The following is a 24,022-nucleotide window of genomic DNA, read 5'->3' on the forward strand; positions in this document are numbered from 1 at the left end:
TTGGTCTCGTTTTAAAGTATGCTATGGGGGCAACTACTGACCACATAGAACACTAGACAAGATTCCAAGATTCTTTGTAATCGGTGTGAGGAGGAGAGTAAATATGTCGAAATTTTTGTGGAGTTATCTACTGATCAGTCCAGCAGTCTTAGGAGCTACCCTAGTAGTTTCTTCGAGCGCGATCGCAGCAGACGCTCAACCCGCTGCTGACGCAACTCAGGCTCAAACTGCAAAAACTGCCATCGCTGAAATCTCCGAAGCGAAGCTCAATGCTTTAGCCGCCGTTCCTCAAGGAACAGCTATTGAGACAATTGAAGCAATTTCCCAAGTTCCGGGCGACGAAAGTGAGTCCCCAAAGGTAGCCACTGATGCTCAGGCTGCTACTGACAATGCGATCGCAGCCAACACAGCCACAGAAACCGCAAACCCCAAAGCAGCATCAGAAGCGGTAAGTGCATCTTTAGCAGCAGTTGAACCCACAGTTGTTGAGCAACTAGCAACTTCGGCTGTAGAAGCAGCTCAACCAGAACAAATCAGCGCCACTCAACCAAAAACAACCATTCCCTCAGTGGTAGAGTCGGCACAACCCAGTTTGCCAAAACCCGCTGAAGCTGTAGCTCAAACCGCAGCACCAGCAACTTCAAACCCCAACGCTACACTAGAACAGCTCAGCCAATACAGCACCGAAGGTGCAGCAGAATCTGAAACTCAAGGTCAAGTGACCTCAGTCTCTCAGCTTTCCGACGTGCGCCCCACAGACTGGGCATTCCAAGCACTCCAATCCCTAGTCGAGCGCTACGGCTGTATCGCCGGCTACCCTGACGGCACTTTCCGTGGCAACCGGGCCATGACCCGCTACGAATTTGCCGCTGGTTTAAACGCTTGCTTAGATAAAGTTAACGAACTAATCCGAGCAGGTACGACCAACTTAGCAACCAAACAAGACTTGGCAGCCCTCCAACGGCTCCAAGAAGAATTTGCAGCGGAACTAGCAACCCTGCGCGGCCGAGTAGATGCCTTGGAAGCTCGGACATCCGAACTCGAAGCCAACCAATTCTCCACCACTACCAAACTGACTGGGGAAGCAATCTTCGCCCTCAGCGACGACTTTGGTGGTAGTGCAGGCTTTTTTGGCAGAGACCGCAAAAGAATCGGCAGCAACAACAACGAAGCTGTATTCCAACAACGGGTACGTCTCAATTTAAACACGAGCTTCACTGGCAGAGACTTGTTGCTGACCAGGCTGCAAGTCGGCAACGGTCGAAACTTTAACTTTGGGGCTACCAGCGAAGGTACTCAAACTTGGAACGTAGTCGGCAGAACCGACAACGTTTTTGCCCTCGACAGCTTGCTGTACAAGTTTCCCGTCGGCGATCGTTTGAACGTTACCCTCTCAGCCAACGCAGGCGTTTGGGACGACATCATGCCCACTGTCAACCCATACTTTGAAGACTTTGACGGTGGTAACGGGGCATTAAGCGCCTTTGGACAACGGAACCCGATTTATCGCCTCGGTGGCGGTGCCGGTATCGGCTTTGATTATGCCTTCGGCGGCCGGGGATTGCTCGGTGGCGTGTTCGGCCCGACTTCTCTTTCTTTCGGCTACTTGGCATCCAATGCCGCCAATCCTAGCAAAGGTGCGGGTTTGTTCAACGGCGACTACGCAGCCATGGGGCAGTTGACTTTTACCCCCGGACGGAATTTGCAAGTTGCTCTCAACTATAACCACGGTTACTTTAGCAGAGGTAACTTTGGGTTTGACAATGGTTTGAGCAATGGTTCTGGTAATCTCGGCGGTTTCACCGGCACCGGTGTGGCAAACTCCCTGAACGGTTTGAGTGATGGCTTTACAGGCTTCCGCAGTCGAAAAGTTGTCAGCAACTCCTACGGCGCTCAGGCTTCATTCCGACTCAGCCCCAGGTTTATCATTGGGGGCTGGGGTGGTTTAACTAATGCTCGCATTCTCGGTATCGGTGATGCGAAAATTTGGAACTACGCTGTCACTTTGGCTTTCCCAGATTTAGGGAAAGAAGGCAACTTGCTGGGCTTTGTGCTTGGTCGCGAGCCTTATTTGGATAAACTTGAGGCTGCATCTAGTTTGCGGAACTTCAGAAATGATACTTCGTGGCACCTTGAAGGCTTCTACAAGTACCAGCTTACAGATAATATTTCTGTAACTCCTGGGGTAGTTTGGATTACTAACCCTAATCAAGATAAGGGTAATGATGACATCATCATTGGTACTCTCAGAACTACTTTCACTTTCTAGGAACAGCTTCTAGAAGGCTGGATGGGTGATACTCTTTCGGCCTAGAGGTCTCAAAGTTTAAGTTAGCCCTGCCTGTGGCAGGGCTTCTTGTTGGGAGGAATCAGGAAGTCAATAAACTCTAGTGGAGAACCGGAGTATAATCAATAGTGGGAAGTTAGAATTTTGAGCTCAAAATCAATACTTGCGATCGCTTCTGATACCAAATCCTCTCTTCATCGTCCTGTATTAAACTCTCTCTTCTCTTCCTTCGCGTACTTCGCGCCTTCGCGGTTAAATCATTCCGATACAACCGGAATTGATATGACTTCGGATTTGCAAATTATGGTATTTTAAAGTGAAATTATGGTGGAACTATCCTGTAAAAGCGAATATGCGATCTTGGCTTTGCTGGAGTTGGCGGATTGCTATGAGGAAGGTGAACCGCTGCAAATTCGACAGATAGCGACTCAGCAAAATATCCCCGATCGATATTTAGAACAGTTACTCGCTACGATGAGACGCTGTGGTTTAATCCGCAGCCAGCGAGGCGCTAAGGGAGGTTATATTTTGGCAAGGGAACCCTGGAAAATTACCCTCCTAGAAATTGTCAACTGCCTGGAAGGTTCGGATTTCGAGCGATCGGAAAAAGACTCACCAGCTCAAACCGTAGAAAGTGCCGTGATTTGGGAAGTTTGGCAAGAAGCTCGCTCAATTGCTAACTCCGTTTTACAAAAATATACCCTACAAGACCTGTGCGAAAAACGCAATGGCAGACGACAGCTCAATATCATGTACTACATCTAATTATTAATAGTTGATAAAAGTTAATAGTGATTAATAATTGACTTTTGTGAAGATTAGCAAAGTTATTTGTATGCAATTGATTGACTCAAAATGTAGCAAATACAAACAAAATGTGCTACTGTACCTGAAAGTCTTAAGGATATTAGACCATAAAATCTGTAATTATTAAAGAAGTCTAGACTCTGGGTATTATATTTTTTTAGGTGGGTTTAGCTCCGAATTTACCATTAACCACAAACTGACAAAGATTATGCGTATTGCTCGTGACATTACAGAATTGGTCGGCCGCACACCTTTGGTGCAACTCAACCGCATTCCCCAAGCCGAAGGCTGCTTAGCTCGGATTGTGGTCAAACTCGAAGGCATGAATCCTGCTGCCTCTGTCAAGGACCGTATTGGCGTGAATATGGTGAATGCAGCCGAAGCAGAAGGGCTGATTACTCCAGGGACAACGGTTTTAGTGGAACCGACTTCTGGCAATACTGGCATTGCTTTGGCCATGGTGGCGGCGGCTAAGGGTTATAAGTTGATTTTGACAATGCCTGATACGATGAGCACGGAACGTCGATCGATGTTACGAGCTTACGGGGCCCAATTAGAATTGACTCCAGGAATTGAGGGCATGAGTGGCTGCATCCGTCGCGCTCAAGACATTGTGGACAAAACACCGAATGCTTATATGTTGCAGCAGTTTCGGAATCCTGCTAACCCCCAGATTCACCGGGAAACCACAGCGGAGGAAATTTGGGAAGATACAGATGGCGAGGTGGATTTCCTGATTTCTGGGGTTGGCACCGGCGGTACGATTACAGGTATTTCGGAGGTGATTAAGTCCCGAAAACCTGAATTTAAGACGATCGCCGTTGAGCCGGCTAACAGTCAGGTACTTTCCGGTGGTAAGCCTGGACCTCACAAAATTCAAGGTATTGGTGCTGGTTTTGTGCCACCGGTCTTGAATGTGGATACGATCGACGAGATTGTAGTTGTCAGCGATGACGAGGCGATCGCCTACGGGCGTCGCTTAGCCAGAGAAGAAGGACTGTTGTCTGGTATTTCCAGCGGTGCAGCCTTGTGTGCGGCCTTGAAAATTGGCAAGCGTCCTGAAAATGCAGGCAAATTGATCGTGATGATTCAGCCTAGCTTTGGCGAACGCTATCTGAGCAGTCCCTTGTTCCAAGATCCAGAACTTAATCTGGCGGTGGCTGTCAACTAGAGCGATCGGGGTTAAAATCGCCACAACTAACAGCAGGGCGGGGTGCATCTCAATTAGTGCAAATATATTCCTAGGGGCGAAGCATGACCGCTGTAAATCTCTGGTTATCACTAATAAATTGTCTGCGGTCATGCTTCGCCTATGCAAAGTCGGGATGCTCCCGCAGGGCATACTATAGGCTTCCTGCTTGCCAACTATAGCAGTCGCCTTAACTATTAGGCGATTGCTAGATCGATCTGCTCAAACTACAAATAAAAAACGTCCAAATGAAACGTAGCATCAGGATGGTAAAACTTGCCTTGTTCTGACGCAGAAAAATCATACTCTGATTTCATAATTTTCTCTCTTGAGAATATTGTGTTTCAGTGAAAGTAGCTTGACGAGCGGAAATAATCCGAATGATGCAGGAGGAGCTATCAGTTTGTTCAAAAGTATGAACAACAAGCCTGACAATGCCTGTTTCATCTAATCCTTATGAATTAATTTTTAACTTCCTGAAAAATCTTATAATATTCGCAAATTATTTCAATAAAAATATCCCCTTCCAACCGAAAATGACTCAAAGCAGATAAATCTAAATTAGCCGGGAAATTGAAAGGATAGGACAGGGAAGATAAGAAAGTTTCGGCATTTTCTTCAAGTTTTCTGAGTTTGACTTCTCCTACCCAAAAACAGTAATTTTCATCGTCGGAATTGATGGGGCGAGAAATCACTAGGTGAAGAATGCGATCGAACTCGATCGCGACATCTCCGACTTCGGGGCCAAAGGTGAAGTCTAAACGCAAGCCAAGATTTTGAGGGCGAAGTGAAACCCCTACTAAATCGGCACTTTTTAAGTCTTCTAAAAAGGTTTTGAGGTTGAGTGCGATCGCGGTTGTCATAGAATCACTTTTTCTCCGGTATTATGTGTCTTAGCCCCTGGTTCAAATTTTATTTGAGTTCCATCTCGATTGTATCGACGACGGTAAGTTTTGCCATCCGTCGCGCGTATATGAGGCCCTGTACGGACTATTTCACCATTTGGTCTAATGTTAATTATACTACCATCTGGGTGTTCAAAGCTTTGATAGCCACCTTTTGTGCTAGTTTGAAATAGGAAGCCGTAACTTTCCACTATGGCGATCGCTTCTGATAAGGTTTGTCCTGTCAAATCGGGAAGTTGTTGTGCGGCTGGATTCATTGGTTGTGAATGGGAAAGATTTTGAGCGATCGCCATGATTGATTATAAAACGGGCGATCGCCCTTCTGAATTATTAGAAAGGGCGATCGCTCTTTTTTGACCGCAGATGGACGCAGATTAACGCGGATGTAAGAAGGGCGATCGCCATGATTGATGAATGATGGGCGATCGCCTTTCTGAATCTGGGAGATCGAGGGCGATCGCTCTTTATTTTTTGAAAGTTCATAGTTTCTCAAAGCAACCGAGTTTCTAACCTACTCAATACTTTGAATTAATTTAATGTTATTCCTCAGCCATTCATTGACCAAAACTTGAACGTCAATATTTTTATGTTCAGCAATTTTAGTCACAAACTGTTCGACATCAGCTTCGAGATAAATCGGATAATGAAACGTAGCATCAGGATGGTAAAACTTGCCTTGTTCTGACGCAGAAAAATCATACTCAGATTTCATAATTTTCTCTCTTGATAATATTGTGTTTCAGTGAAAGTAGCTTGACGAGCGGAAATAATCCGAATGATGCAGGAGGAGCTATCAGTTTGTTCAAAAGTATGGACAACCAGCCTGACAATGCCTGTTTCATCTAAACCTATGGTAATCCATCTATCTTCATCTTGACTGTGTTCTTCATCATAGATTGTTAATTGATAAGGATCGCGGAAAATAGTTGAAGCCAAACGAAAATTTAATTGATGCTTGCGAATATTTTGCTTTTCTTTGGCTATATTCCAATCAAAGTTATAATCCAAGGGTATCGATCGTGAAATTAATGTATAAGCAAATTATAGCATGACTTCTGAGTTGATGCAATTCGGATAGTTGAAAAAGGGCGATCGCTCTTCAAAAAGGAAGGGCGATCGCCATGATTGATTATAAAACGAGCGATCGCCCTTCTGAATTATCTTGAGAAAGGGCGATCGCTCTTTTTTGACCGCAGATGGACGCAGATTAACTCGGATGTCAGAAGGGCGATCGATCGTTTGATGAATTATGGGCGATCGGCTTTTTGAATCTGGGAGATCGAGGGCGATCGCTCAACCCAAGTTAGCTATTAATTATTGGCTGCTTTTCTGACTAAACTCTTCCCTCGCGCTTAAGTTCCCAAAATACTTTCAGAGGATTGTATGTTGAGTTGTAAACATCTGTTTTATTGTGGATGTCGTAGACACCAGATTTATTTCCGAATTCATCTGTTTTGGCACTCTTGTTTACCTGGAAGTGAAGGTGATGTGACATAGCAAACTTACTGGTATCACCTACTTGACCAAGGGCTTGGTTAGCTTCAATTCGGCCAGACGAGACTTTTAGGCTACTCAGATGTAGATAGTGATAGAAGCGCCCATCGTCTCCTTTGACTTCAATCGCATATCCTCCTCCACTGGGTCCTGAATAGCTTAGTTGACGAACAGTTCCTCCAACAAGAACTTTAACATCAACTATTTTACCTTGAGTGGAAATATCTATGCCATCATGCCAACCAAAAGCAGGATGATCCCCATAACCTACATCAACATAGCCGGCTGAATTGAGATATGGTGAACCTAATTTTGAATTCAAGAGTTTGTTGGACAATTGATCGTAGACGTTAAGAATTGCCTCATGTCCTGGGTAGTTTCTCTCATCTTTTTCACCAGGCAACATCGGTCCAGTGATCCGAGTATTTTCACCTGCTGCCCTGTTCCATTGCTCGTCTGACCATGAAGCCAGTTCATTTAAGTAACTTGAATTGCCACTACCACCGTTATTGGAAGATTTGCTAGGGATGTTACTAGGTATTTGAACTATTGGTGGCTTGCTGCCTTCCTGATATGCGATCGCCTTAACGCCATTCCAGGAAATGTGACCCTTCTCAAAGTATTGGATGAGCGTTCCATCCCCCTGTCCCTTTTCCGCACTCTTCGGAGCACCCAACCAGCCATCCAATCCACCTGTTTTCAAGAATTCCTGACGTATGGCACCATAAAGCGGGAAAGTTCCATTTTTACTGCTAACAATTGACCCTTTGTCAAATGTCTGATAGCTCACGCCATTATAGTTGATGACATCAGAAGTCGGATTGCCCAGTGTTCCTTTATAATTCTGGAAAACTGGATAAAAATTGCCACCAATGGTACGTCCGTTGAGAAAAATTGAACTAGGTGGTGGATTGGTTATAACTGGATTGGTTGTACCTGGATTGGTTATAACTGAATTAGTTGTACCTGGATTGGTTATAACTGGATTAGTTGTACCTGGATTAGTGTTAGCTGGAGGCAGTAACGGAGGGTTTCCAGGTGGGTAGCCCTTCGTGTATGCACTTGGTACCCAGTAAGATTGTCCGTTTACATTTGTCCGAAACCACAAAGCATCTTGCTCATTTGTAGTCAGATCCGCGACTGCTTCCCCGTAAGTCCAGGCATCGAAAGTGAAAGTCTGACCTTTGTATCCCACAGCCACAGTGCTCTTATCACTCAAACTAGGACTATTGCGGAGAGTCACACCATTAGTTGACCAAATAATCGAGGTGAAACTTCCTGTTTTGATGTCATAAGTTGCTCTTTCCCAAGGCGTGACTTTTCCTTCTAAACCCCAAGTTGTCGGACTCAAGAAAGGACTAGGCGTGTAACTTTGTGGCTTTGTATCCTTCGCCACTTGCACAGCCTTATTCAAATTCACCACCCCAAAACCCGTTTCTTTATCCCATCCGAGCTCCTTCAAATCGATCGCACTTCCAGTCAAAATGTCAATCACTTGAGTCACACTCAAATCGGGATTACTCTCCCAAACTTTAGACGCCATCCCCGCAGCCTTAGCCGCCGATGCCGAAGTTCCCGACATCGTACCAATATCATCACCAACAGTCGATAAAGTCGGATTGTCGATCGCACCTCCGGGCACTAAAATATCCAAACCATAGCCATAGCTGGAATAATCCGATCGCCCAAATCCATCAGACGAACCAACCGTGAGAATATTCTCAAACTCCTGGGAAGATTGACCCAAAACAGACATCACGCCGCCGTCATTTCCCGCCGCTACAACTAACAGCACTCCACTCTGACGCGCATTTTCCAAAACCGCACGTTCTCGGTTCGTAAATTCGTAACGAGTGGTAATGGTTCCGTCAGCATTCTTTTGAGTTAAATCGAGGGGTAAAAGGGCGATCGCATTCTTCTGCTTTTGTCCTTTCGCTTCACTCACAAAATCATTTAAAGCTAAATCCCATTCCCCAGAACCAATTGCCCGACTTAGATACACATTGGCCTTATCATTGTAGCCATCAATGCCTTTATCATTCCCTTGAATTGCACTTACTAAACCCCAGTTAAAAGTGCCATGTTCGTTACCAGTACCGGCAGTAAACAAAGGATTGCTGTCTTTGTCAATGCGATCGCGCCCCAATGTCACTTTAGAATAATCCAAATCGGGATTATTCGGCGCAAACCCAGTATCGAAAATGCCGATAAAAGGCGTCGGCTGAATAATTGGTTTCGACTCAACAGGCGGTTCAACTATAACCGAAGGTTGGGGTTCATCGACAGGTGGCGTTGTTGTAACAGACGGTGTTGTTGTAACAGGCGGAGTTACAGCCACCGGTGGTTTAATCACAGGTAGCGTTGGCGGTGTTACAGGTACTGGTGGGGTTGTTACGGGTGAAGTTGTCGCAACTGGCGGTTTTGTTTCCACAGTTGGCGTTACAGCTACGGGTGAAGTTGTCGCAACTGCTGGTTTTGTTTCCACAGTTGGCGTTACAGCTACGGGTGAAGTTGTCTCAACTGGCGGTTTTGTTTCCACAGTTGGCGTTACAGCTACGGGTGAAGTTGTCTCAACTGCTGGTTTTGTTTCCACAGTTGGTGTTACAGCTACCGTTGGTTTTGTCTCCACAGTTGGTTTTGTTTCCACAGTTGGCGTTACAGCTACCGGTGGTTTTGTCTCCACAGTTGGCGTTACAGCTACCGTTGGTTTTGTCTCAACTGGCGGTTTTGTTTCCACAGTTGGCGTTACAGCTACCGGTGGTTTTGTCTCCACAGTTGGCGTTACAGCTACCGGTGGTTTTGTCTCCACAGTTGGTTTTGTTTCCACAGTTGGCGTTACAGCTACTGGCGGTTTTGTTTCCACAGTTGGCGTTACAGCTACCGGTGGTTTTGTCTCCACAGTTGGCGTTACAGCTACCGGTGGTTTTGTCTCCACAGTTGGTTTTGTTTCCACAGTTGGCGTTACAGCTACCGGTGGTTTTGTTTCCACAGTTGGCGTTACAGCTACCGGTGGTTTTGTCTCCACAGTTGGCGTTACAGCTACCGGTGGTTTTATGTCTGTCGGCAGTTTAGATTTGACATAATCGATCAATTTTTTGCCACCATCAAGCTTCGTCCAATCTTTCTTTGGATCGATAACTTTCTCTATTGCCGCTGCTTTTCCCGTCGCACCAGTCAAATTGAAAACCAAATCGTTGTAATCTTTATCCGAACCTTCGTCAACCCGCTGATCTTCCATCGCAAATGCCTTACCATTGCCAGTGACATCTGCTACTTGACCCTCTAACAAAGCATCATCTGGATTCAGGCTAGATAAGGAAAACAGTGGCCGTTTATCGCCATCAGCATCGGGATTATTAAAGACATCTTGCACAGTCCCATTTGGCACCAACATCACCGCAAAAGGCTCTCCCGGTTTCATCAGAAATGTTTTCGGACCGCTGTACTGTCCTTGGTTATAATTCGCCTCTCCTAAACTGCCGTTAAATAGGGGATTTGCACCTTCTATGGAGTCAGAAATTACGACGTGTCCGAATAAAGAATTGCTCAGAGCTCGTCTTGCTGATTCTTTGATGAATTCCTCAGAACCAGGATCGAAATTCTCCATTCCCTGCACGCTAAAAATCGCAACTTCACCTTGATAATTGCCGCCGTCGTGCAGCCAGTCAAAGCCCACTTGACCCGTTGAATCTGGTGTGAAATAACCGGAGATAACGCCTAAGCCTGTCAGCGGGTCAACTTTGCCGTCTGGTGTTAAACTCACTTGATAATTGGTATCACGGGAAGGTGCAGAAATTTTGAGTGCATAATTGGTTGCACCCAAATTATCGATGCTAAATGTTCCTGAATTTGTGCCGTTGGTTTCGATGTCTTTGACGACTTTTCCCTGACTGTCTAGGAGTTGCATCCCGACAATGGAACTAAATCCTTCAGCAGTGACTCGAAAGTTGCCGGGATTGAGTCGATTAAAACGATAGGTGTCTGTGGGGTCAGTTTTACCCGCGAAGTCGATCGAGAAATAGTTGTCGTTGAGATTGCCGATCGATATATTAGACATGATGCACCTCTACTAATCTGATAACTTTGGCCTGATATTTATCTATCTGGAGTGCGCCGGAGTTTTTATGCAGTTTTTATGCGTTTTGCAATATTACTTCACAAACAATGTGAGTAAACTCGCATCAACTTCCGCCGCTACTTATCTATCTGGATTGCGTCGGAGTTTTGATGCAGTTTTTATGTTTTACACAAACAAAGACTCGGCGGTTGAAACCGCGTCTACAAAAACAAAGTCCCAGCAGAGGGGGACTAAGAAATAGGGAATTTTGCTTAGATGAGTAAACTTTCTACTTCCCCTTACCCTTGGTGACAAACTCCCGCAGCCGCAACAAACTAGCCGTTTGTCCCAAATTCAGCGGTAACAGCGACACTCCCTCCAACCGAGACTGCACCCAACCGTCGCCCCAATACCACTCGTGAAACCCGTCAATTCCCTGACTCAATAACAGGCGCAGACAATTCGGCTCAGCAATATCAACGTGATGCTGAACGGCCACCGGGCCCAGCCAACTCGTAAATGTCAAACCTGAAGAAAATTCTTCCGGCAAACCTTTAGATAACTGTTGCGGCCACAGCCATTGCTGCAATTGAGCTGGACGCAGCAAGCTATCCCGAATCGCTGTTTCGGAAGCTTCAAGCTCGATCCGCAGGTTGCTTTGTTGAAAATTACCGAGCATAAGAATTTTAGATATAAGTGCAATTAACTTAAATGTAACTTATTGCATTGGTTCTCAGTAAAATGTTGCACCATTCGTGTGAAGTAGGGGCGGGTTCACCAATCATCTCTAACTCTCACCAACAATTAAAATAAACCCGCCCCGCCCCACTAAAAATCCCCAATTGACATTGGTGCAACATCTCAGTTCTAACCGAGTATCCCGATCGCACATCATATCAAGCTAGAGCCTGGGCGGGTTTATGAGATTGTTAGTTTTGGGCATAGATTGTTGGTAAAACCCGCCCCTACTTATATAATAAATTCGATAGACACCGCATCAAAATCAAAGAAACCGGGTTTTTGGCGGTTTTTGCGGGCTGTAACGAATAGTTTCGCAAAAACCCGGTTTCTGGGCATCCAGCAGATAAATATCAACTTCAGTTACGATTAAAATATCCTTAATTCACTTTTGAATCATGACTTATACAACTCCAAAATTCATCGTGTCTCAAGTGGGTGAAATCCCCCAATCGCAAGCCGCGACATGGGAAGATTATGTAGCTGCTTACGAAGATCCGTCTTTGGAAGAAGCCAGAATATTTTTTTATGAAGGATATCTTTGGATAGACATGGGTAACGAAGGGCCTCAGCACGCCAGATTTAATGATTTGTTTACCATCATATTTTTCCTGTGGTTTACGACCAAATTAGGACAAAATTTTGATTCTCTCAGTGGTTGTGTAATTGAAAAGTCTCAATTGGGATCTGCTGCGCCAGATAAAGTTTTATACATCGGTGGAGATTTCCACAAATGCCAAAAAGGGGAACCGCGCCGAATCAATTTGAATCAGTCGCGAGTTCCCGATTTAGTCGGGGAAATTTCCGATACTACTTTGACGATCGATTTGGATCAAAGGAAGCGCTTGTATGCTGCTTTGGGAATTCCTGAATATTGGGTAGTAGATATTCAAGGCGAGAGAGTTTTGGCATTTCGATTGAACGAGAATGGCAACTATCAGGAGTGTGAAATTTCTGGTGCGCTTGAGGGTTTACCAATTGCGTTGCTATCGGAGACTTTGAAAATGTTGACTCAGGGAAATGGGACGGCGGCTATGTGGTTTGCTCAACAAATTGGGAATTTGTAAATGGGGGTGGGGAAAAGTGCGATCGCGATATTTAATATGCTGCTTTCTTAGTCCCTCTCTGCTAGGACGAAAGTTTGCGTAGGGGCCATCCCCCCGTGGCGGTTGGTGAGCGAAGTCGAACCATTTGCCCGGTTTCAACCGCCGCAGGATCGAGGGGTAGCTATTCCCAAGGAAAACCAGGTATCACATCATCAATTTCCGCCATAATTTGCATAGTCTCTTTCATGGCAACTACGACGCGCTGATAGTGCAGAACCTCATCAAAAGATAAACTGCGATTTGCTTTTTTGCGGTCTTTAAGCCATTTATCCAATACTTGATATCCACCTATTTTAAACGCCCAAACTTCTGGAAAAATACCTTGAAAATATTGCTGTTTGTTAATATAAACCCGCCATTCCGATTCATTGTAAGTAACTTGAGTAACAGCATTATCGCCGCTGACAGGATATTTAGTAATTACCTTATTTAATTTTTTCGATTTCATCAAGTGCAGTGCTACCAATTCCTCACCTTTTTTAGCGAGGGTTTGAAAAAGTTCATTGTCGGAAGTTAAGGGTAAGCGGGGAAAGTCTATTTTCAGAAATTCTGCATAACGCTGGCGGTAGGTAGGACTGTGAAAGACAGCATAGGCGTAATAAAAGATGGCTTCGGGAGTTGGTATATAGCCTAATTTTTCACGAACTGCGTTGAGAAAGTTTTGGGATAAATTGGGAGTGCGATCGGTGAATAAATTACCCTGTTCATTTTTAGTATCAGGATAGAGGTAAAGAGGGAAAGCATTACAACCATCTTTTATCTCAACGTATAATGCAGGAGTTGGTTTATCAGCAACCAGTGCGTGTCCCCATTCAGCAGCTTTGGTTTGTCTGACTACATTTAGAGAGAGGTTTTCTTTCATCATGTGCTGTTGCAAAATTGTTCTAGGACAGTCCATCGCTACAGTGCTAAAGTAGCAAAAACGCCAATCAAAAGGACGATATAAGCAGTCGATTAGCCATTTTTCCCAGTTTTCATTTTGACGAATTTGTTGTCGGGCAGTTTCTACATTCCAATCACGGTTATCTTTGAGCTCATATTTCTCCTCAATTTCCTTGTTTGATATTTTGATATTCCTGAAATCTTGTAATTTTTTCTTGATATCTTCCCTTTCAAAATCAATAGCAAAGTCATCGCGATGACTTTGAAATCCCAGTGTATTAACTGGAAAAATTTCGGTCAACTTCCAACCGCTGTTATACTCGGTTCTTAAATCGATATTCTGTATAATAAATAAATATTCTGGTGACCGAGGCTCAACAGCCACCCATTCAGTTGTCTCGATATCTAACTGGTTGAGAATTTCATATTTAGAAGTACGACTTCCCCATAATTCAGCATGATGAACTTTTGCAGGAGTAGACTTACCAGGCTCTTTGATAAAAATGCCAATACTGACTCCCTGCTGAATATCAAACACATTTTGGTCTGGCGAACCATCAGGAGAAACTTCTTTCTTTTTAGAATTACCGTGCAAATCTAAAACATAAATATCAGTGAAAGTTTGCATCAAATTTTGACGCATTCCCCGAAAAGTAGGATTGTCTAGATAGCCGTGATTAGTCACAAAAGCCAAAACACCAAACCCCGTTTGACTAACTCGCCACTGTCCAAAACGAATAAATTTTACATAATCATCTTGCAGCCATTTAGAATTGCGCTCTTTCAGCGGTACACCGTCCACATAATAGTAATCTTTTACCAATCCGGCTATCCATTCACTCTTATTAGCAGAATGACCAGAATAAGGCGGATTTCCCAACACAACCATCACCGGTACATCCCGCTTAATTGCTGAAGCTTCATTAGCTTCTTGCGCCACAAATTGAGCAAAGAGAACCTCTGATTTTTTTAAAGCTTCATCTAATGTATTCGTGAGATAAACTCCTAAACGCTGCTTGTTTCTAAACTCATAGCCGAGATTTTGCAGTTGCAAACCGAGTTTAAGGTGTGCTATGGCATAGGGAGCCATTAACAACTCAAAACCAAATAATCGGTTTAATAAATTCTCCTGTACATACTGATTCCAACTTCCAGATATTCCCATATCTTCCAAGTTTTGATAAATGCGATCGACAACTCCGTAAAGAAAAGTACCCGTACCAGTTGCGGGATCGAGAATTTGAACTCGCGGCTGTTGCGTATCTGGATTTTTGCTATTGTCGGCTAATCCTAAAGGCAGATTAAAACGGTTTTTTAGGATAGCATCGACAGAACGAACAATATACGAGACAACGGGTTCAGGAGTATAATAAACGCCGCGACTTTTCCGCAAAGCTGAATTATAAGCTGCAAGAAAGGTTTCGTAAAAATGAACAACTGGATCGGATTGGCGAGTGCGACTACCAAAGTTTTCGAGAATAGCAGTCATGTCAACTCGCCCTAGTAGCTCGACTAAATCATCTATTGCCCAGTTAATTTTACTGAGTAAATCCGTCTCGATAATGCTGTTAAATAATCGGCGCAAAAACGGATTAGTCGCTGGGATGTACGTGCCCGCTGTCCGGCGGTCAAAAAGTTGATTTCCGGGATTTTGAGCGTGACCAACTCGCGCCGCAAATAAACCGTAGGAAATAGTTTGAGCGTACATATCTGCAAAAGCTGCATCGTTGAGGTCGGGCAGTAATATCTCATTAAATCCACGCTTTAGTTGATGTAATTCTCCGGCTTCAGTTTCTATTTGCAAAGCTGATTCTGTAGCGAGTAGAATTGATTTGGTTAGTCGCGCCATCTGTTTTGCCAAATCTTCGGGACTGTTAATGGCTGCACCAGTGTAGTTAAGAAATCCCTCGATTAATTCAATAGTTTTGTCAGAGTTGCAAAGCGTAATTTCGTCACCGATTCTGGTGGCTAAAACTGCGGTCAATCTGGCTTTGCCATCAACATACCAGCGAAACTCCAGATAATTGGTGAGAATTAAATTACCGTTTAACGATTCTCGATATCGCTGCAACTGTTCGGTTTTTTCAATAGGATTCAAATCTAACCCGACATCTTTAGCTTCCACATAACCGACAAGTAAATCCCTGCGCCTGACAGTAAAATCTGGAACACCAGCTTTATTACCTTTTTCTTCTATAATTGCTGCGAGACTAGCAGCCGGATTATCGAGTAAATTCTTGATAGTTGGGTAATGGGTGCGCTCGCTGCCCCGCTGGAGATTGTTCTGAATTGACTGGATGTAGGTATCAAAACGCATTGGCTTTGTTGTTAATGGTATTGATAATTATATAATAGTCAGTGTAGGGCGATCGCCCGTTAATCCAAAAAGTCTAACTGAAGTACGCGCGAGCGGAGCTATGCCGAGCGTGAATCGCCTACAATAGAATTAACACTTTTCCTCTCAAACGCCATGCAAATTGTTTTGTCACCTGAAGTCGAAGCCCTCGTGCAACGTCAACTCACGACTGGCAAATACAAAAGTGCGATCGAAGTCATCCTCGCAGCCATTCAACTACTCGAACAACAGGAAGAAATATATCAAGGACGACTGCAAGAACTCCAACGAGATGCACTAATTGGACATCTTGCATCCCAACGTGGCGAAGTCGTAGACGGTGTAACCGCAATGGCAGAAATCCGCGCTAACCTGCGATCGCGCTACACTTAAACAGATAGTTTTGGCGCATAAACTGTCACATAAATTTCATAATGGGCATAAAAAAGCTTACCAAAAACAAAAAAAATAACAGACACAAAAATGTTCCGACTCTCCCAAAGCCAACTGAAAATCATCCAAGAATGCCCGCGCAAATTCCAACACAGCTACCTAGAACTCCTCGCCACCCACACATCCCCAGAACAACAAGAAAAACTCGCATGGGGTAGCCGATTTCACCTATTAATGCAGCAGCGCGAACTAGGATTGCCCCTGGCCTTCATCACTGAAAAAGAAATTGAAATGCAACGCTGTCTGGTAGCATTTATCCATAGCGCCCCCGAACTTTTTACCCCGTCAGAAAATGACAACAAAACCTTCCGCCAAGCCGAACATCCCCGTACCTTCATTTTTCAAGATTACCTATTCACCGTCATCTACGATTTACTAATAGCAGAACCAAACCAAGCTCAAATTCTCGACTGGAAAACCTATCCCCGTCCTCAAGAATTCCACTGGATTTCTCAAAGTTGGCAAACTCGCCTCTATTTATATGTATTAGTAGAAACCAGCGATTATTCGCCGGAACAAGTTTCTATGACATATTGGTTTGTCCAATTGCAAGGAGAGGAACCGCCACAAAGCCTCACATTTCCTTACAATCAAATAGAACACGATCGCACAAGACAAGATTTAACCAACCAGTTGCACCAGCTTAGTCAGTGGCGAGAAGAATATACCCGCTCCGGTGAATTTTTACCCCAAGTACACATCAATTCCAATGTGTGTAATTCCTGTCAATTCGCCCCTCGTTGCAACCGGACCAAAGACACCAAAGCTTCCTTAGCCAATTTTGTTGTAGAACCTCCGACGGATTGGCTACCAAATATTGCTATAATCGATGAAATAAGTATTTAACAGGACTGACGCATTTCCACGTAATTTTGTAGTGGTGCATCAACGCGATCGCACTTAGGCGATCGCACCGAAAATTAGACGCTTAAACCCAATTTAATGTTCCCATGAAAATTGCACCAAATCCCATCGCCATTCCGCAACGCCAGCGACGCTTTTTAAGTGCAGTAACTGCCGTTTTAACCTGTAGCTTCATCTGCCCAATCGCGGGAGAAATCATTGAAAATAAACCAGCAGTTGCCCAATCCTCAGCCTATTGCCAATTTTCAAAAGAACAAGTAAATGAAAAAGAAGATTTGCGTCGGGCGGCCCTCTCAGGAAAACCGGAATCTCAGCAGGCATATTTTAGTGCATTAAACAAACACGCGCGGGAAATAGCCGAATGTCGCCAAAAAAATTGGCCCCAAACTCAAGCGGTTTGGCTGCGCTTGTATCCCTGCGATGTCCGGGCGGGAGAACTCGATCGCGTATTAGATAAAGTTGTGAATAAAGGCTACAATCAAGTCTATATCGAAGTATTTTACGATGGTCAAGTGCTACTTCCCGTCGCGGATAATCCTACGACTTGGCCTTCTGTTTTGAGAAATCGTGGCTACGAGAAATCCGATTTATTAGAAAATGCGATCGCCAAGGGAAAACAGCGAGGTTTAAAAGTGTATGCTTGGCTATTTACCATGAACTTTGGCTATACCTACGCTCAGCGTGAAGACAGACAGCAAGCACTGGCAAAAAACGGTCAAAATCAGACAAGTTTAACCGTAGTTCAAGACGCAGGAATTAACGATGACTTCGGAGAAGTTCCGGGAAATCAAGCCTTTGTCGATCCCTACAGCCCCCAAGCGCGGCAAGACTATTCATTGTTAGTAAATCAAGTGCTCAAACGTCGCCCCCAAGGAATGTTATTTGACTACATTCGTTATTTGCGAGGCGTTGGCCCAGCTTCTGTTGTCACTAAAGTCAAAGATTTGTGGATTTATGGCCCAGCATCCCAGCAAGTTTTGTTGCAGCGTGCTAACAATCAACAAGGGCGAGATTTAATCCAGCGATACTTGACAAAAGGATTTATTAATGTTAGCGATGTTCAAGCAGTAGTCAAACAATATCCAACCGAAAAAGAACCTCTTTGGCAGGGGCGAATTCCGCAACCGATAGCAACACCAACTCCCACACCAATTCCCCCTCCTAAAAAAGCCAACTCTAGGGGACTGACTGCTGCAAAAGTTCCCGATAATGGTAAACCAAACGTTCCGAATCCCACACCAAAACCAACCCCAACACCAAAACTGCCTGACACTGGTACTCTGCAAAAAGACCTCTGGAAACTGAGTGTTGCTCACGCAGTCCAAGGAGTTTTAGAATTTTTGGGGATGGCGATTCAACCCGCCCAAAGGATGGGAATACCTGTAGGAGCAGTATTTTTTCCGAATGGGAATCAAACTATAAATCTAGGAGGATTTGATTCGAGATTGCAGCCTTGGGACAGGTTTCAGGCTTCCATGGAATTTCACGCGATGTCCTATGGCAATTGTGGGGATGTAAGCTGTATTGTACCCCTGGTGCAGCGAACTGTGAGTTTAGCACCTCCGGGAGCAAAAATTATTCCGGCGATCGCCGGTGATTGGGGAAAATCCCTGAAAAATCGGCCTTCTTTGGAAGTTCAAATGCAGGCTATTCGCTCTGCTACACCGCAAATTAATGCAGTGAGTCATTTCTCTTTTGGATGGCAAGAACCGGAGGATGAAAGGGCACGACAAACTTGTCGGTTGTAGGGGAATGAAGCAGCTAACACTCTGGGAGTTTGCCTCCGAACCCTCAGACCGGGGAGTGTCAATACCCACATTCCGCACCCCCAACTGGCACATACGCGGATTGGGGGTGCGGAATGTGGGTTAAAAGCGCGGCGTAAAAAGTCGAGGGCGGACTTGGCAGACGTAGAGGTGTTTTTGGAAATACTTGACTTGGAGGGTTAACCTGTGTCTACCGACAGGATGCCGGGATACTACCTGACCCAGATAGGCGGTGTTTCGCATTTGTTGTGCGAAACAAAATGCGAAACAAATGCGAAACAAATGCACAACAAACGCACAACAAATAAGGTTTGAGCCGCTCTCTACTTTTCGGCAAATAACGGCTCAAAGCATTGCTGTGTAAAGGTTTTAGTTAACGGGTACGGCAGGACTCGAAACGGCAATACATCTAACCGTGATTCTCTCGTCAATCTTGCTATCCATTTGTATCCGAGAAAAACCCTTTCGGACAATAAGCGGATACAAAATGGATAACATCCCTAACAAACCAACAGGCTACGAAAGACTACTGGAATATTGTAAGCAAGCTCAGAAAGAAGCGCCCAAAGGAGTTTCACTCAAAATAACGGGAGCGAAAAAACGATACATCCATCTCAGGGTGTCTCTTGACGGAAAAGAGCGAGTGTTGGGGTGTGGTTGTGGACTAACAATGACTGGAATTGCGATCGGGGAGAAAATAGAAATTCGGTTCCGACCGTCGCAGAATTCCCAAAGCCGGCCGAACTGCTTAACCAGTTAAAAGCGCGACGCAAAAAGTCTAAGGCGGACTTGGCTGATATGGAAGCAGTTTTGGACGTATTGGCAGAGCTAGGTACTTGATTGTCTCCAATTTTGTCTCCAATTTTGTCTCCAATTTGTCTCCAACTTGCTTCCTAACAGCCCGTCTTTGTCTCCAAATTGTCTCCAAAACGCCTTGTTTAACCACAGGCGTTAAGCCCTAGAAACGCAAAAAACCTTGATTTTTCAAGGGTTCTAGCTGTTTACAGATATAAGCGGGCAGCGGGAATCGAACCCGCATAATTAGCTTGGAAGGCTGTAGGACGACAATCTTGAATCTGTTACCTGTACTAGGTTATGCCGATTTCAGCATGGGGCTGTTAGAGAATTGTATTCATTTTGTATTCAACTAGGTATTATGGGGGTGTTGAGTTGGTAGAAAGTTATGGTCTATATTCCACCTAGCAGAGCTAAAAAAGGTTCCGTAGTCGTTCAGTCCAATGAGGGGAGGCTACGCTTGCAGATGCCGAGGCATCTGTGTGGGGGCAAGCAAAAATTCCTTTATCTAAATTTGGCAGACACCTCTGAAAACTGGAAGCTAGCAGAAGCAAAAGCGCAATTGATTGAGTCTGACATCAGGTTTGAGCGGTTTGACCCCACGCTCAAAAAATACAAGCCAGAAACTCACTTGACTGTGATTGAGACTATCAAGCCAAAACCGGAACTGACGCTTACCCAGTTGTTTGCTAAATACTTGGAATTCAAGAAGCCAACACTCAAGGCCACAACCTTCAATTACTTAGTGACGGGCATTCAGAGCTATATTGACCGTTGCCCTCACCAGCCTTTGTCTGAGGACGGCGCTTTGCAGGTACGCGCTTGGCTGTTGGAGGATACGACTAACAGCATGACTAAGAGAATTTTGACTCACCTAAATGCAGCGGTAAAGTGGGGGATTAAGTTCAAGATTGTCAAGGGATTAACCGTATCGCCATTTGAAGGGATGGCGACTGAATTGCCTAAGCACAAGTGGGAAAGTGACCCTGAACCTAATGCTTTTACAGCCCAAGAAAAAGAGCTTGTACTGGAAGCTTTTAGGAATCACAGAGGGACTTGGAACGGTAGGGGTGAAACTGGACAAAAATTTTGTTTTTATTACCCTATGGTGCAATTCTGGCTGCTGACTGGATGCCGTCCATCCGAGGCTATTGGACTGAGGTGGTGTGACATAGCTAGTGACTTTTCTCACATTGTGTTTAATGGGAGTGTTCAGCATCCGGGCGGTAAGGAGACAAGGGTTGACGGTAGTAAAAATAATAAACGGCGTAAATTTCCTTGCAATCAAGAACTGATTCAGTTGTTGAAAAGTATCAAGCCAATAAGTCTGACTGATAAAGAGAAACTGGTTTTTCCATCACCTATTAAGGGCGGGGCGATTAATTACAACAATTTCACTAAACAGGTATGGCATAAGTTGGTTGACCCAATTACCGAAAACAGTCGGCAACATCAACAGGATTGTCAGACTACTACGCCCTACTCTTGTCGGGATACTTTTATCAGCGAACAAGTTGGCAAGGGTGTACCGAGTGCGGTGGTGGCTAAGTGGTGTGATACATCTGAGAAAGTGATTAATGCTGTCTATTTAGACAATAAGGTATTGGAGCATTTACGCCCCCTTTGATACTGTTAATATGTTGATTCTCTGGGCAACTTTTGCGACACTAAACTTTACAACCGAACTGTTGACAGTTTGTTGGGAAGCTGCGATCGTATGTAACTAAGGAAGATTGATGCGCGACTGACAAGCACTTGCAATGCTAGCCAAGTCACGACTTCCCCAAACCGTTCTATTACAACGTTTGGAGCCTATAAATTATGCCACTTTCAGCCGATTGTCCCAATGGACGATCGCAACTCTTAATGATTGAGTTGGCGGGGTTTTGCCATGACTGAACCCCCCATCAGCCACCGTCGCATTGACAAGCTCAAAGCGATCGCCTACGACCGCGGTTTCACCAATGAAGATGCCAAACAGTTCGGGAAACTCAGCAAAACTGCCACATGGGAGGCATTGCTAGAACTGTACCTAGTTGACGGTGAATCCCTTGAGACGGCGACTGTAGACAGTGTAGACAGTGTAGACACCAATAAAGTTGCAAGTGTAGACAGTGTAGACAAAACATCTGAACCGCTTGACCTACAAGCTGTAGACAGTGTAGACACCCTCGACTGGACTAATGACGGTTCCTTTCCCGTCTGCAACTTTACCCGCCACAATTCCACATTCTTTGACTGGGTTGACTTTGGACAACTCATTGCACTTGCACTCGCTTCTGTGGGGGTATTTGTGCTGGCTATGTCCATGTGGCGACAAATTAACCCGCTCAATCTATTTCCTAAAATCCGCATCAACATTCAAATAGGAGCCGAATATGGGACGCATGAACAAAATCTTTAAAAATGAGGAAAAATCGGGCGGTTTAAGCCATGGTAGCCATGCTATTAACCATTCCACCGTTTTAGCCCCAACCAGTGCCGACGCAATCAGCCCTCTTAACCCTGGCAAATTTACCGCAGCCGACCGTAGCGTCCCCATCATCGAAAAACCCCGCTACTTCACAGAAGAAGAAGCCGATGCTATGAAGCAGTTGGCAAAGGAGAAAACTGAGGGCGCACGTCACGCCAAACGGGCTTATGAAGCGGCTGGCAAGATTGAAGAAGCCGATGCCAAAGTCCACAAACACCACCGCAAATATGAGGGCGTGGTTGCCGACAACGAACTCGTAAAAAAGCGCGCCGACGCAGGTCTGGGTAAACACTTGCACGGCTTGCGTCCTGCTTACGCTCGATTAGGCATGGGTTTAGAACAAGCAGCTAGTAATGCCGAAAGTCGCATCAGCGAAATTAAAGCCAAGCTACAAGGGACAAAACCATGAGCAGGGCGATCGCACTTTTTAACACTTTTGTGAGTTGTGCGATCGCTTCCAGTTTCCTTTGCTGGATAGCGTCGCTCAATTTTAGACTACAGATTTTGGTGAGAGCCTTGTACCTAGTCCTAGTTCTGTGTTGGGTTCTAGGCTGGATACTAGACGACTGGCTGTGTTTGAAATTCCGCATCACACTCCTGGACCTGCAAGGGATTTTGGTTGCCGGGATAGCCGCTGTTTTATTCGGTTTGGGGGTGATGTTATGCAGATTTTGAAGGTTTGCGCGTTAACAACCTCTGGGTTAATCCTCTGGCTAGCACCGCCGTTCACCCTCAGCCGTAAAATTCCGCTGCACAATTGGGTCACTGGACTATCTCTGGCAGGCGGTTTTGCTTGCTGCTTTGAATCCCGACGGATTGCCCTCAAACTAGCTCAAGCCCAAGAGTTTGAGTCTATGCGTGAGGCTGTTGTCGTGGCTGATGCTGTTGATGAACTGGCTACCAGTGCTTATGTCTCCGAACAGCAGCGCCGGATGGAAGCCGAATCTATCCTAAACGCGGCAGGTTCTGAACAAGTGGAACACCTAGAACGCTCTCTAGCTCTAAGTCTCAGCCAAGAGGACGGGCTAGGTTCTGAACGTTCCGTACAACTAGCTGAGAACGCCGATTCAGAACTTTTAGAACGGATTCTGGAACTAAAGGCTAAGGGCTATGGCAAAGCAAAAATCATCCTTGAGTTGTGGGGCGTAACCAAGGGGGGTAGTTCTAAGTACAAAGCTGCTGAGGTTGAGTATAAGCGCTTGGTTGGTGAGTAAGACGGATGTATCGCTTTGTGCTGATTTTGGAAACCTATCATGCTTAACAACAAAATCCGTCCGAGATTTTGAACAAAATCCCCTCTGACTTGTTGGTGCTGAAATCCTTTCTGCAACTCGCTCGTCTAGTGCTTTTACCTTTAAACCCGACGAGTGAGTTCTGACACGTATTCGGTTCGTTGCCGAGACAAAAACCGTCTGAAATTGTCAAGCGCAATTTATCAATTAAAATGTTCGACATGGATGTGAAATGTATTTACGGGTTCATCGAGCGAGTCAAGCGCTGTCTCAAGCCTTTCTGGAATAGAGAGGCCGGAGAATCTCTTATGGAGTTTGGAGAACGCAGCCGAGAATGGCATCCGAGAAAGATGAAATTCTGGAAATACATTTGTTGCACAGTTCGGGCGCATATGTTGGCAGAGATAAAGCATCTCATTAACAAGCCTGAGAAAACTCCCAAGACTCGTCTTGAGCTTGCAAAGGAACCTGTAATCAAAGACACCGAGATTCAGTTGCCTGTTCGAGCAATGGATCGAGCTCCTCCACCCTTCCCAATCTTTGTCCCATTACCTGACGCTGAAATAGGTGGCTGTGCTCGTAACGACAGCTTAATCGCACCCGCAATCTAACCCGCGGGGCGGTTCCTCCTGTGTCCTA

Annotated in this window: 22 protein-coding genes; 14 read left to right on the plus strand and 8 right to left on the minus strand. The window is 45.1% G+C overall.

Annotated elements, in window-relative coordinates:
• Positions 1–103 precede the first annotated feature (103 nt).
• From P2A85_RS26545 to cysK, 3 genes are all read left to right on the plus strand, one after another.
• The gene (locus P2A85_RS26545) at positions 104–2,269 is read left to right on the plus strand and encodes an iron uptake porin (RefSeq protein ID WP_377476350.1); all 2,166 of its coding nucleotides are present in this window, start codon (positions 104–106) and stop codon (positions 2,267–2,269) included.
• A 342-nt stretch (positions 2,270–2,611) separates the two neighbouring features.
• Positions 2,612–3,052: an Rrf2 family transcriptional regulator gene (locus P2A85_RS26550; RefSeq protein WP_340525700.1), complete on the plus strand. Its 441-nt coding sequence runs from the start codon at positions 2,612–2,614 to the stop codon at positions 3,050–3,052.
• A gap of 250 nt (positions 3,053–3,302) precedes the next feature.
• Positions 3,303–4,265: a cysteine synthase A gene (cysK, locus tag P2A85_RS26555; RefSeq protein ID WP_377476352.1), complete on the plus strand. Its 963-nt coding sequence runs from the start codon at positions 3,303–3,305 to the stop codon at positions 4,263–4,265.
• Between the two features lie 479 nt (positions 4,266–4,744).
• Here the strand turns inward: cysK and P2A85_RS26560 are convergent, their stop codons facing one another.
• Genes P2A85_RS26560 through P2A85_RS26580 form a run of 5 tightly spaced genes read right to left on the minus strand, consistent with a single transcriptional unit; the run spans position 4,745 to position 6,196 of the window.
• A complete protein-coding gene (locus tag P2A85_RS26560) occupies positions 4,745–5,146 on the minus strand; it encodes a hypothetical protein (protein WP_377476354.1) in 402 nt (133 codons plus the stop codon).
• Complete coding sequence (locus P2A85_RS26565; protein WP_377476356.1) at positions 5,143–5,445, minus strand: PASTA domain-containing protein; 303 nt, start codon at positions 5,443–5,445, stop codon at positions 5,143–5,145. Before P2A85_RS26565 ends, P2A85_RS26560 begins: the two co-directional genes overlap by 4 nt.
• Entirely contained in the window at positions 5,442–5,681 is a 240-nt protein-coding gene (locus P2A85_RS26570; protein ID WP_377476358.1) for a hypothetical protein, read from the minus strand. The genes P2A85_RS26565 and P2A85_RS26570 overlap by 4 nt, the downstream gene beginning before the upstream one ends.
• Before the next feature lie 18 nt (positions 5,682–5,699).
• A complete protein-coding gene (locus P2A85_RS26575; RefSeq protein ID WP_096829431.1) occupies positions 5,700–5,900 on the minus strand; it encodes a hypothetical protein in 201 nt (66 codons plus the stop codon).
• Positions 5,897–6,196 (minus strand): BrnT family toxin, encoded by a 300-nt coding sequence (locus tag P2A85_RS26580; RefSeq protein ID WP_377476360.1) that lies wholly within the window; start codon positions 6,194–6,196, stop codon positions 5,897–5,899. Before P2A85_RS26580 ends, P2A85_RS26575 begins: the two co-directional genes overlap by 4 nt.
• A 117-nt stretch (positions 6,197–6,313) precedes the next feature.
• On the opposite strand from P2A85_RS26580, the gene P2A85_RS26585 reads away from it, so the two are divergent.
• Positions 6,314–6,457, plus strand: coding sequence for a hypothetical protein (locus tag P2A85_RS26585; protein WP_377476362.1), 144 nt, complete (start codon positions 6,314–6,316; stop codon positions 6,455–6,457).
• Positions 6,458–6,521: 64 nt separating this feature from the next.
• Here the strand turns inward: P2A85_RS26585 and P2A85_RS26590 are convergent, their stop codons facing one another.
• A complete protein-coding gene (locus P2A85_RS26590; protein ID WP_377476364.1) occupies positions 6,522–10,739 on the minus strand; it encodes a S8 family serine peptidase in 4,218 nt (1,405 codons plus the stop codon).
• A gap of 289 nt (positions 10,740–11,028) precedes the next feature.
• Positions 11,029–11,418 carry a hypothetical protein gene (locus P2A85_RS26595; protein ID WP_377476366.1) on the minus strand — a complete coding sequence of 130 codons (390 nt, stop codon included), beginning with the start codon at positions 11,416–11,418 and terminating at the stop codon, positions 11,029–11,031.
• A gap of 457 nt (positions 11,419–11,875) precedes the next feature.
• Between P2A85_RS26595 and P2A85_RS26600 the strand changes: the two genes are divergently transcribed.
• Complete coding sequence (locus P2A85_RS26600; RefSeq protein WP_377476368.1) at positions 11,876–12,544, plus strand: Uma2 family endonuclease; 669 nt, start codon at positions 11,876–11,878, stop codon at positions 12,542–12,544.
• A 160-nt stretch (positions 12,545–12,704) separates the two neighbouring features.
• Here P2A85_RS26600 and P2A85_RS26605 read toward each other — a convergent pair whose 3' ends face one another.
• Entirely contained in the window at positions 12,705–15,782 is a 3,078-nt protein-coding gene (locus P2A85_RS26605; RefSeq protein ID WP_377476370.1) for a type ISP restriction/modification enzyme, read from the minus strand.
• A 153-nt stretch (positions 15,783–15,935) separates the two neighbouring features.
• On the opposite strand from P2A85_RS26605, the gene P2A85_RS26610 reads away from it, so the two are divergent.
• The 9 genes from P2A85_RS26610 (at position 15,936) to P2A85_RS26650 (ending at position 23,994) form a co-directional block, all read left to right on the plus strand.
• Complete coding sequence (locus P2A85_RS26610) at positions 15,936–16,193, plus strand: type II toxin-antitoxin system ParD family antitoxin (RefSeq protein ID WP_377476372.1); 258 nt, start codon at positions 15,936–15,938, stop codon at positions 16,191–16,193.
• 90 nt (positions 16,194–16,283) lie between these two features.
• Positions 16,284–17,099: a PD-(D/E)XK nuclease family protein gene (locus tag P2A85_RS26615; RefSeq protein ID WP_377476374.1), complete on the plus strand. Its 816-nt coding sequence runs from the start codon at positions 16,284–16,286 to the stop codon at positions 17,097–17,099.
• A gap of 104 nt (positions 17,100–17,203) precedes the next feature.
• Positions 17,204–18,865, plus strand: coding sequence for a family 10 glycosylhydrolase (locus P2A85_RS26620; protein WP_377476376.1), 1,662 nt, complete (start codon positions 17,204–17,206; stop codon positions 18,863–18,865).
• Between the two features lie 669 nt (positions 18,866–19,534).
• Entirely contained in the window at positions 19,535–19,723 is a 189-nt protein-coding gene (locus P2A85_RS26625; RefSeq protein ID WP_377476378.1) for a hypothetical protein, read from the plus strand.
• 343 nt (positions 19,724–20,066) lie between these two features.
• Positions 20,067–21,305 (plus strand): tyrosine-type recombinase/integrase, encoded by a 1,239-nt coding sequence (locus tag P2A85_RS26630; RefSeq protein ID WP_377476380.1) that lies wholly within the window; start codon positions 20,067–20,069, stop codon positions 21,303–21,305.
• Positions 21,306–21,569: 264 nt separating this feature from the next.
• On the plus strand, positions 21,570–22,082 hold the full coding sequence (locus tag P2A85_RS26635; protein ID WP_377476382.1) for a hypothetical protein: 513 nt from the start codon (positions 21,570–21,572) through the stop codon (positions 22,080–22,082).
• Positions 22,066–22,560 (plus strand): hypothetical protein, encoded by a 495-nt coding sequence (locus P2A85_RS26640; protein ID WP_377476384.1) that lies wholly within the window; start codon positions 22,066–22,068, stop codon positions 22,558–22,560. Before P2A85_RS26635 ends, P2A85_RS26640 begins: the two co-directional genes overlap by 17 nt.
• A 253-nt stretch (positions 22,561–22,813) precedes the next feature.
• Positions 22,814–23,365 carry a hypothetical protein gene (locus P2A85_RS26645; RefSeq protein WP_377476386.1) on the plus strand — a complete coding sequence of 184 codons (552 nt, stop codon included), beginning with the start codon at positions 22,814–22,816 and terminating at the stop codon, positions 23,363–23,365.
• 179 nt (positions 23,366–23,544) lie between these two features.
• The gene (locus P2A85_RS26650) at positions 23,545–23,994 is read left to right on the plus strand and encodes a hypothetical protein (protein ID WP_377476388.1); all 450 of its coding nucleotides are present in this window, start codon (positions 23,545–23,547) and stop codon (positions 23,992–23,994) included.
• Positions 23,995–24,022 lie beyond the last annotated feature (28 nt).

The organism is Microcoleus anatoxicus (genome assembly GCF_042465725.1).
Classification (GTDB): Bacteria; Cyanobacteriota; Cyanobacteriia; order Cyanobacteriales; family Microcoleaceae; genus Microcoleus; species Microcoleus anatoxicus.

Bases quoted from the DNA above. Each gene is read 5' to 3' on its own strand.
- P2A85_RS26545 (WP_377476350.1), top strand. From the start codon at position 104: ATGTCGAAATTTTTGTGGAGTTATCTACTGATCAGTCCAGCAGTCTTA.
- P2A85_RS26550 (WP_340525700.1), top strand. From the start codon at position 2,612: ATGGTGGAACTATCCTGTAAAAGCGAATATGCGATCTTGGCTTTGCTG.
- cysK (WP_377476352.1), top strand. From the start codon at position 3,303: ATGCGTATTGCTCGTGACATTACAGAATTGGTCGGCCGCACACCTTTG.
- P2A85_RS26560 (WP_377476354.1), bottom strand. From the start codon at position 5,146: ATGACAACCGCGATCGCACTCAACCTCAAAACCTTTTTAGAAGACTTA.
- P2A85_RS26565 (WP_377476356.1), bottom strand. From the start codon at position 5,445: ATGAATCCAGCCGCACAACAACTTCCCGATTTGACAGGACAAACCTTA.
- P2A85_RS26575 (WP_096829431.1), bottom strand. From the start codon at position 5,900: ATGAAATCTGAGTATGATTTTTCTGCGTCAGAACAAGGCAAGTTTTAC.
- P2A85_RS26590 (WP_377476364.1), bottom strand. From the start codon at position 10,739: ATGTCTAATATATCGATCGGCAATCTCAACGACAACTATTTCTCGATC.
- P2A85_RS26595 (WP_377476366.1), bottom strand. From the start codon at position 11,418: ATGCTCGGTAATTTTCAACAAAGCAACCTGCGGATCGAGCTTGAAGCT.
- P2A85_RS26600 (WP_377476368.1), top strand. From the start codon at position 11,876: ATGACTTATACAACTCCAAAATTCATCGTGTCTCAAGTGGGTGAAATC.
- P2A85_RS26605 (WP_377476370.1), bottom strand. From the start codon at position 15,782: ATGCGTTTTGATACCTACATCCAGTCAATTCAGAACAATCTCCAGCGG.
- P2A85_RS26610 (WP_377476372.1), top strand. From the start codon at position 15,936: ATGCAAATTGTTTTGTCACCTGAAGTCGAAGCCCTCGTGCAACGTCAA.
- P2A85_RS26615 (WP_377476374.1), top strand. From the start codon at position 16,284: ATGTTCCGACTCTCCCAAAGCCAACTGAAAATCATCCAAGAATGCCCG.
- P2A85_RS26620 (WP_377476376.1), top strand. From the start codon at position 17,204: ATGAAAATTGCACCAAATCCCATCGCCATTCCGCAACGCCAGCGACGC.
- P2A85_RS26630 (WP_377476380.1), top strand. From the start codon at position 20,067: ATGGTCTATATTCCACCTAGCAGAGCTAAAAAAGGTTCCGTAGTCGTT.
- P2A85_RS26635 (WP_377476382.1), top strand. From the start codon at position 21,570: ATGACTGAACCCCCCATCAGCCACCGTCGCATTGACAAGCTCAAAGCG.
- P2A85_RS26640 (WP_377476384.1), top strand. From the start codon at position 22,066: ATGAACAAAATCTTTAAAAATGAGGAAAAATCGGGCGGTTTAAGCCAT.
- P2A85_RS26645 (WP_377476386.1), top strand. From the start codon at position 22,814: ATGCAGATTTTGAAGGTTTGCGCGTTAACAACCTCTGGGTTAATCCTC.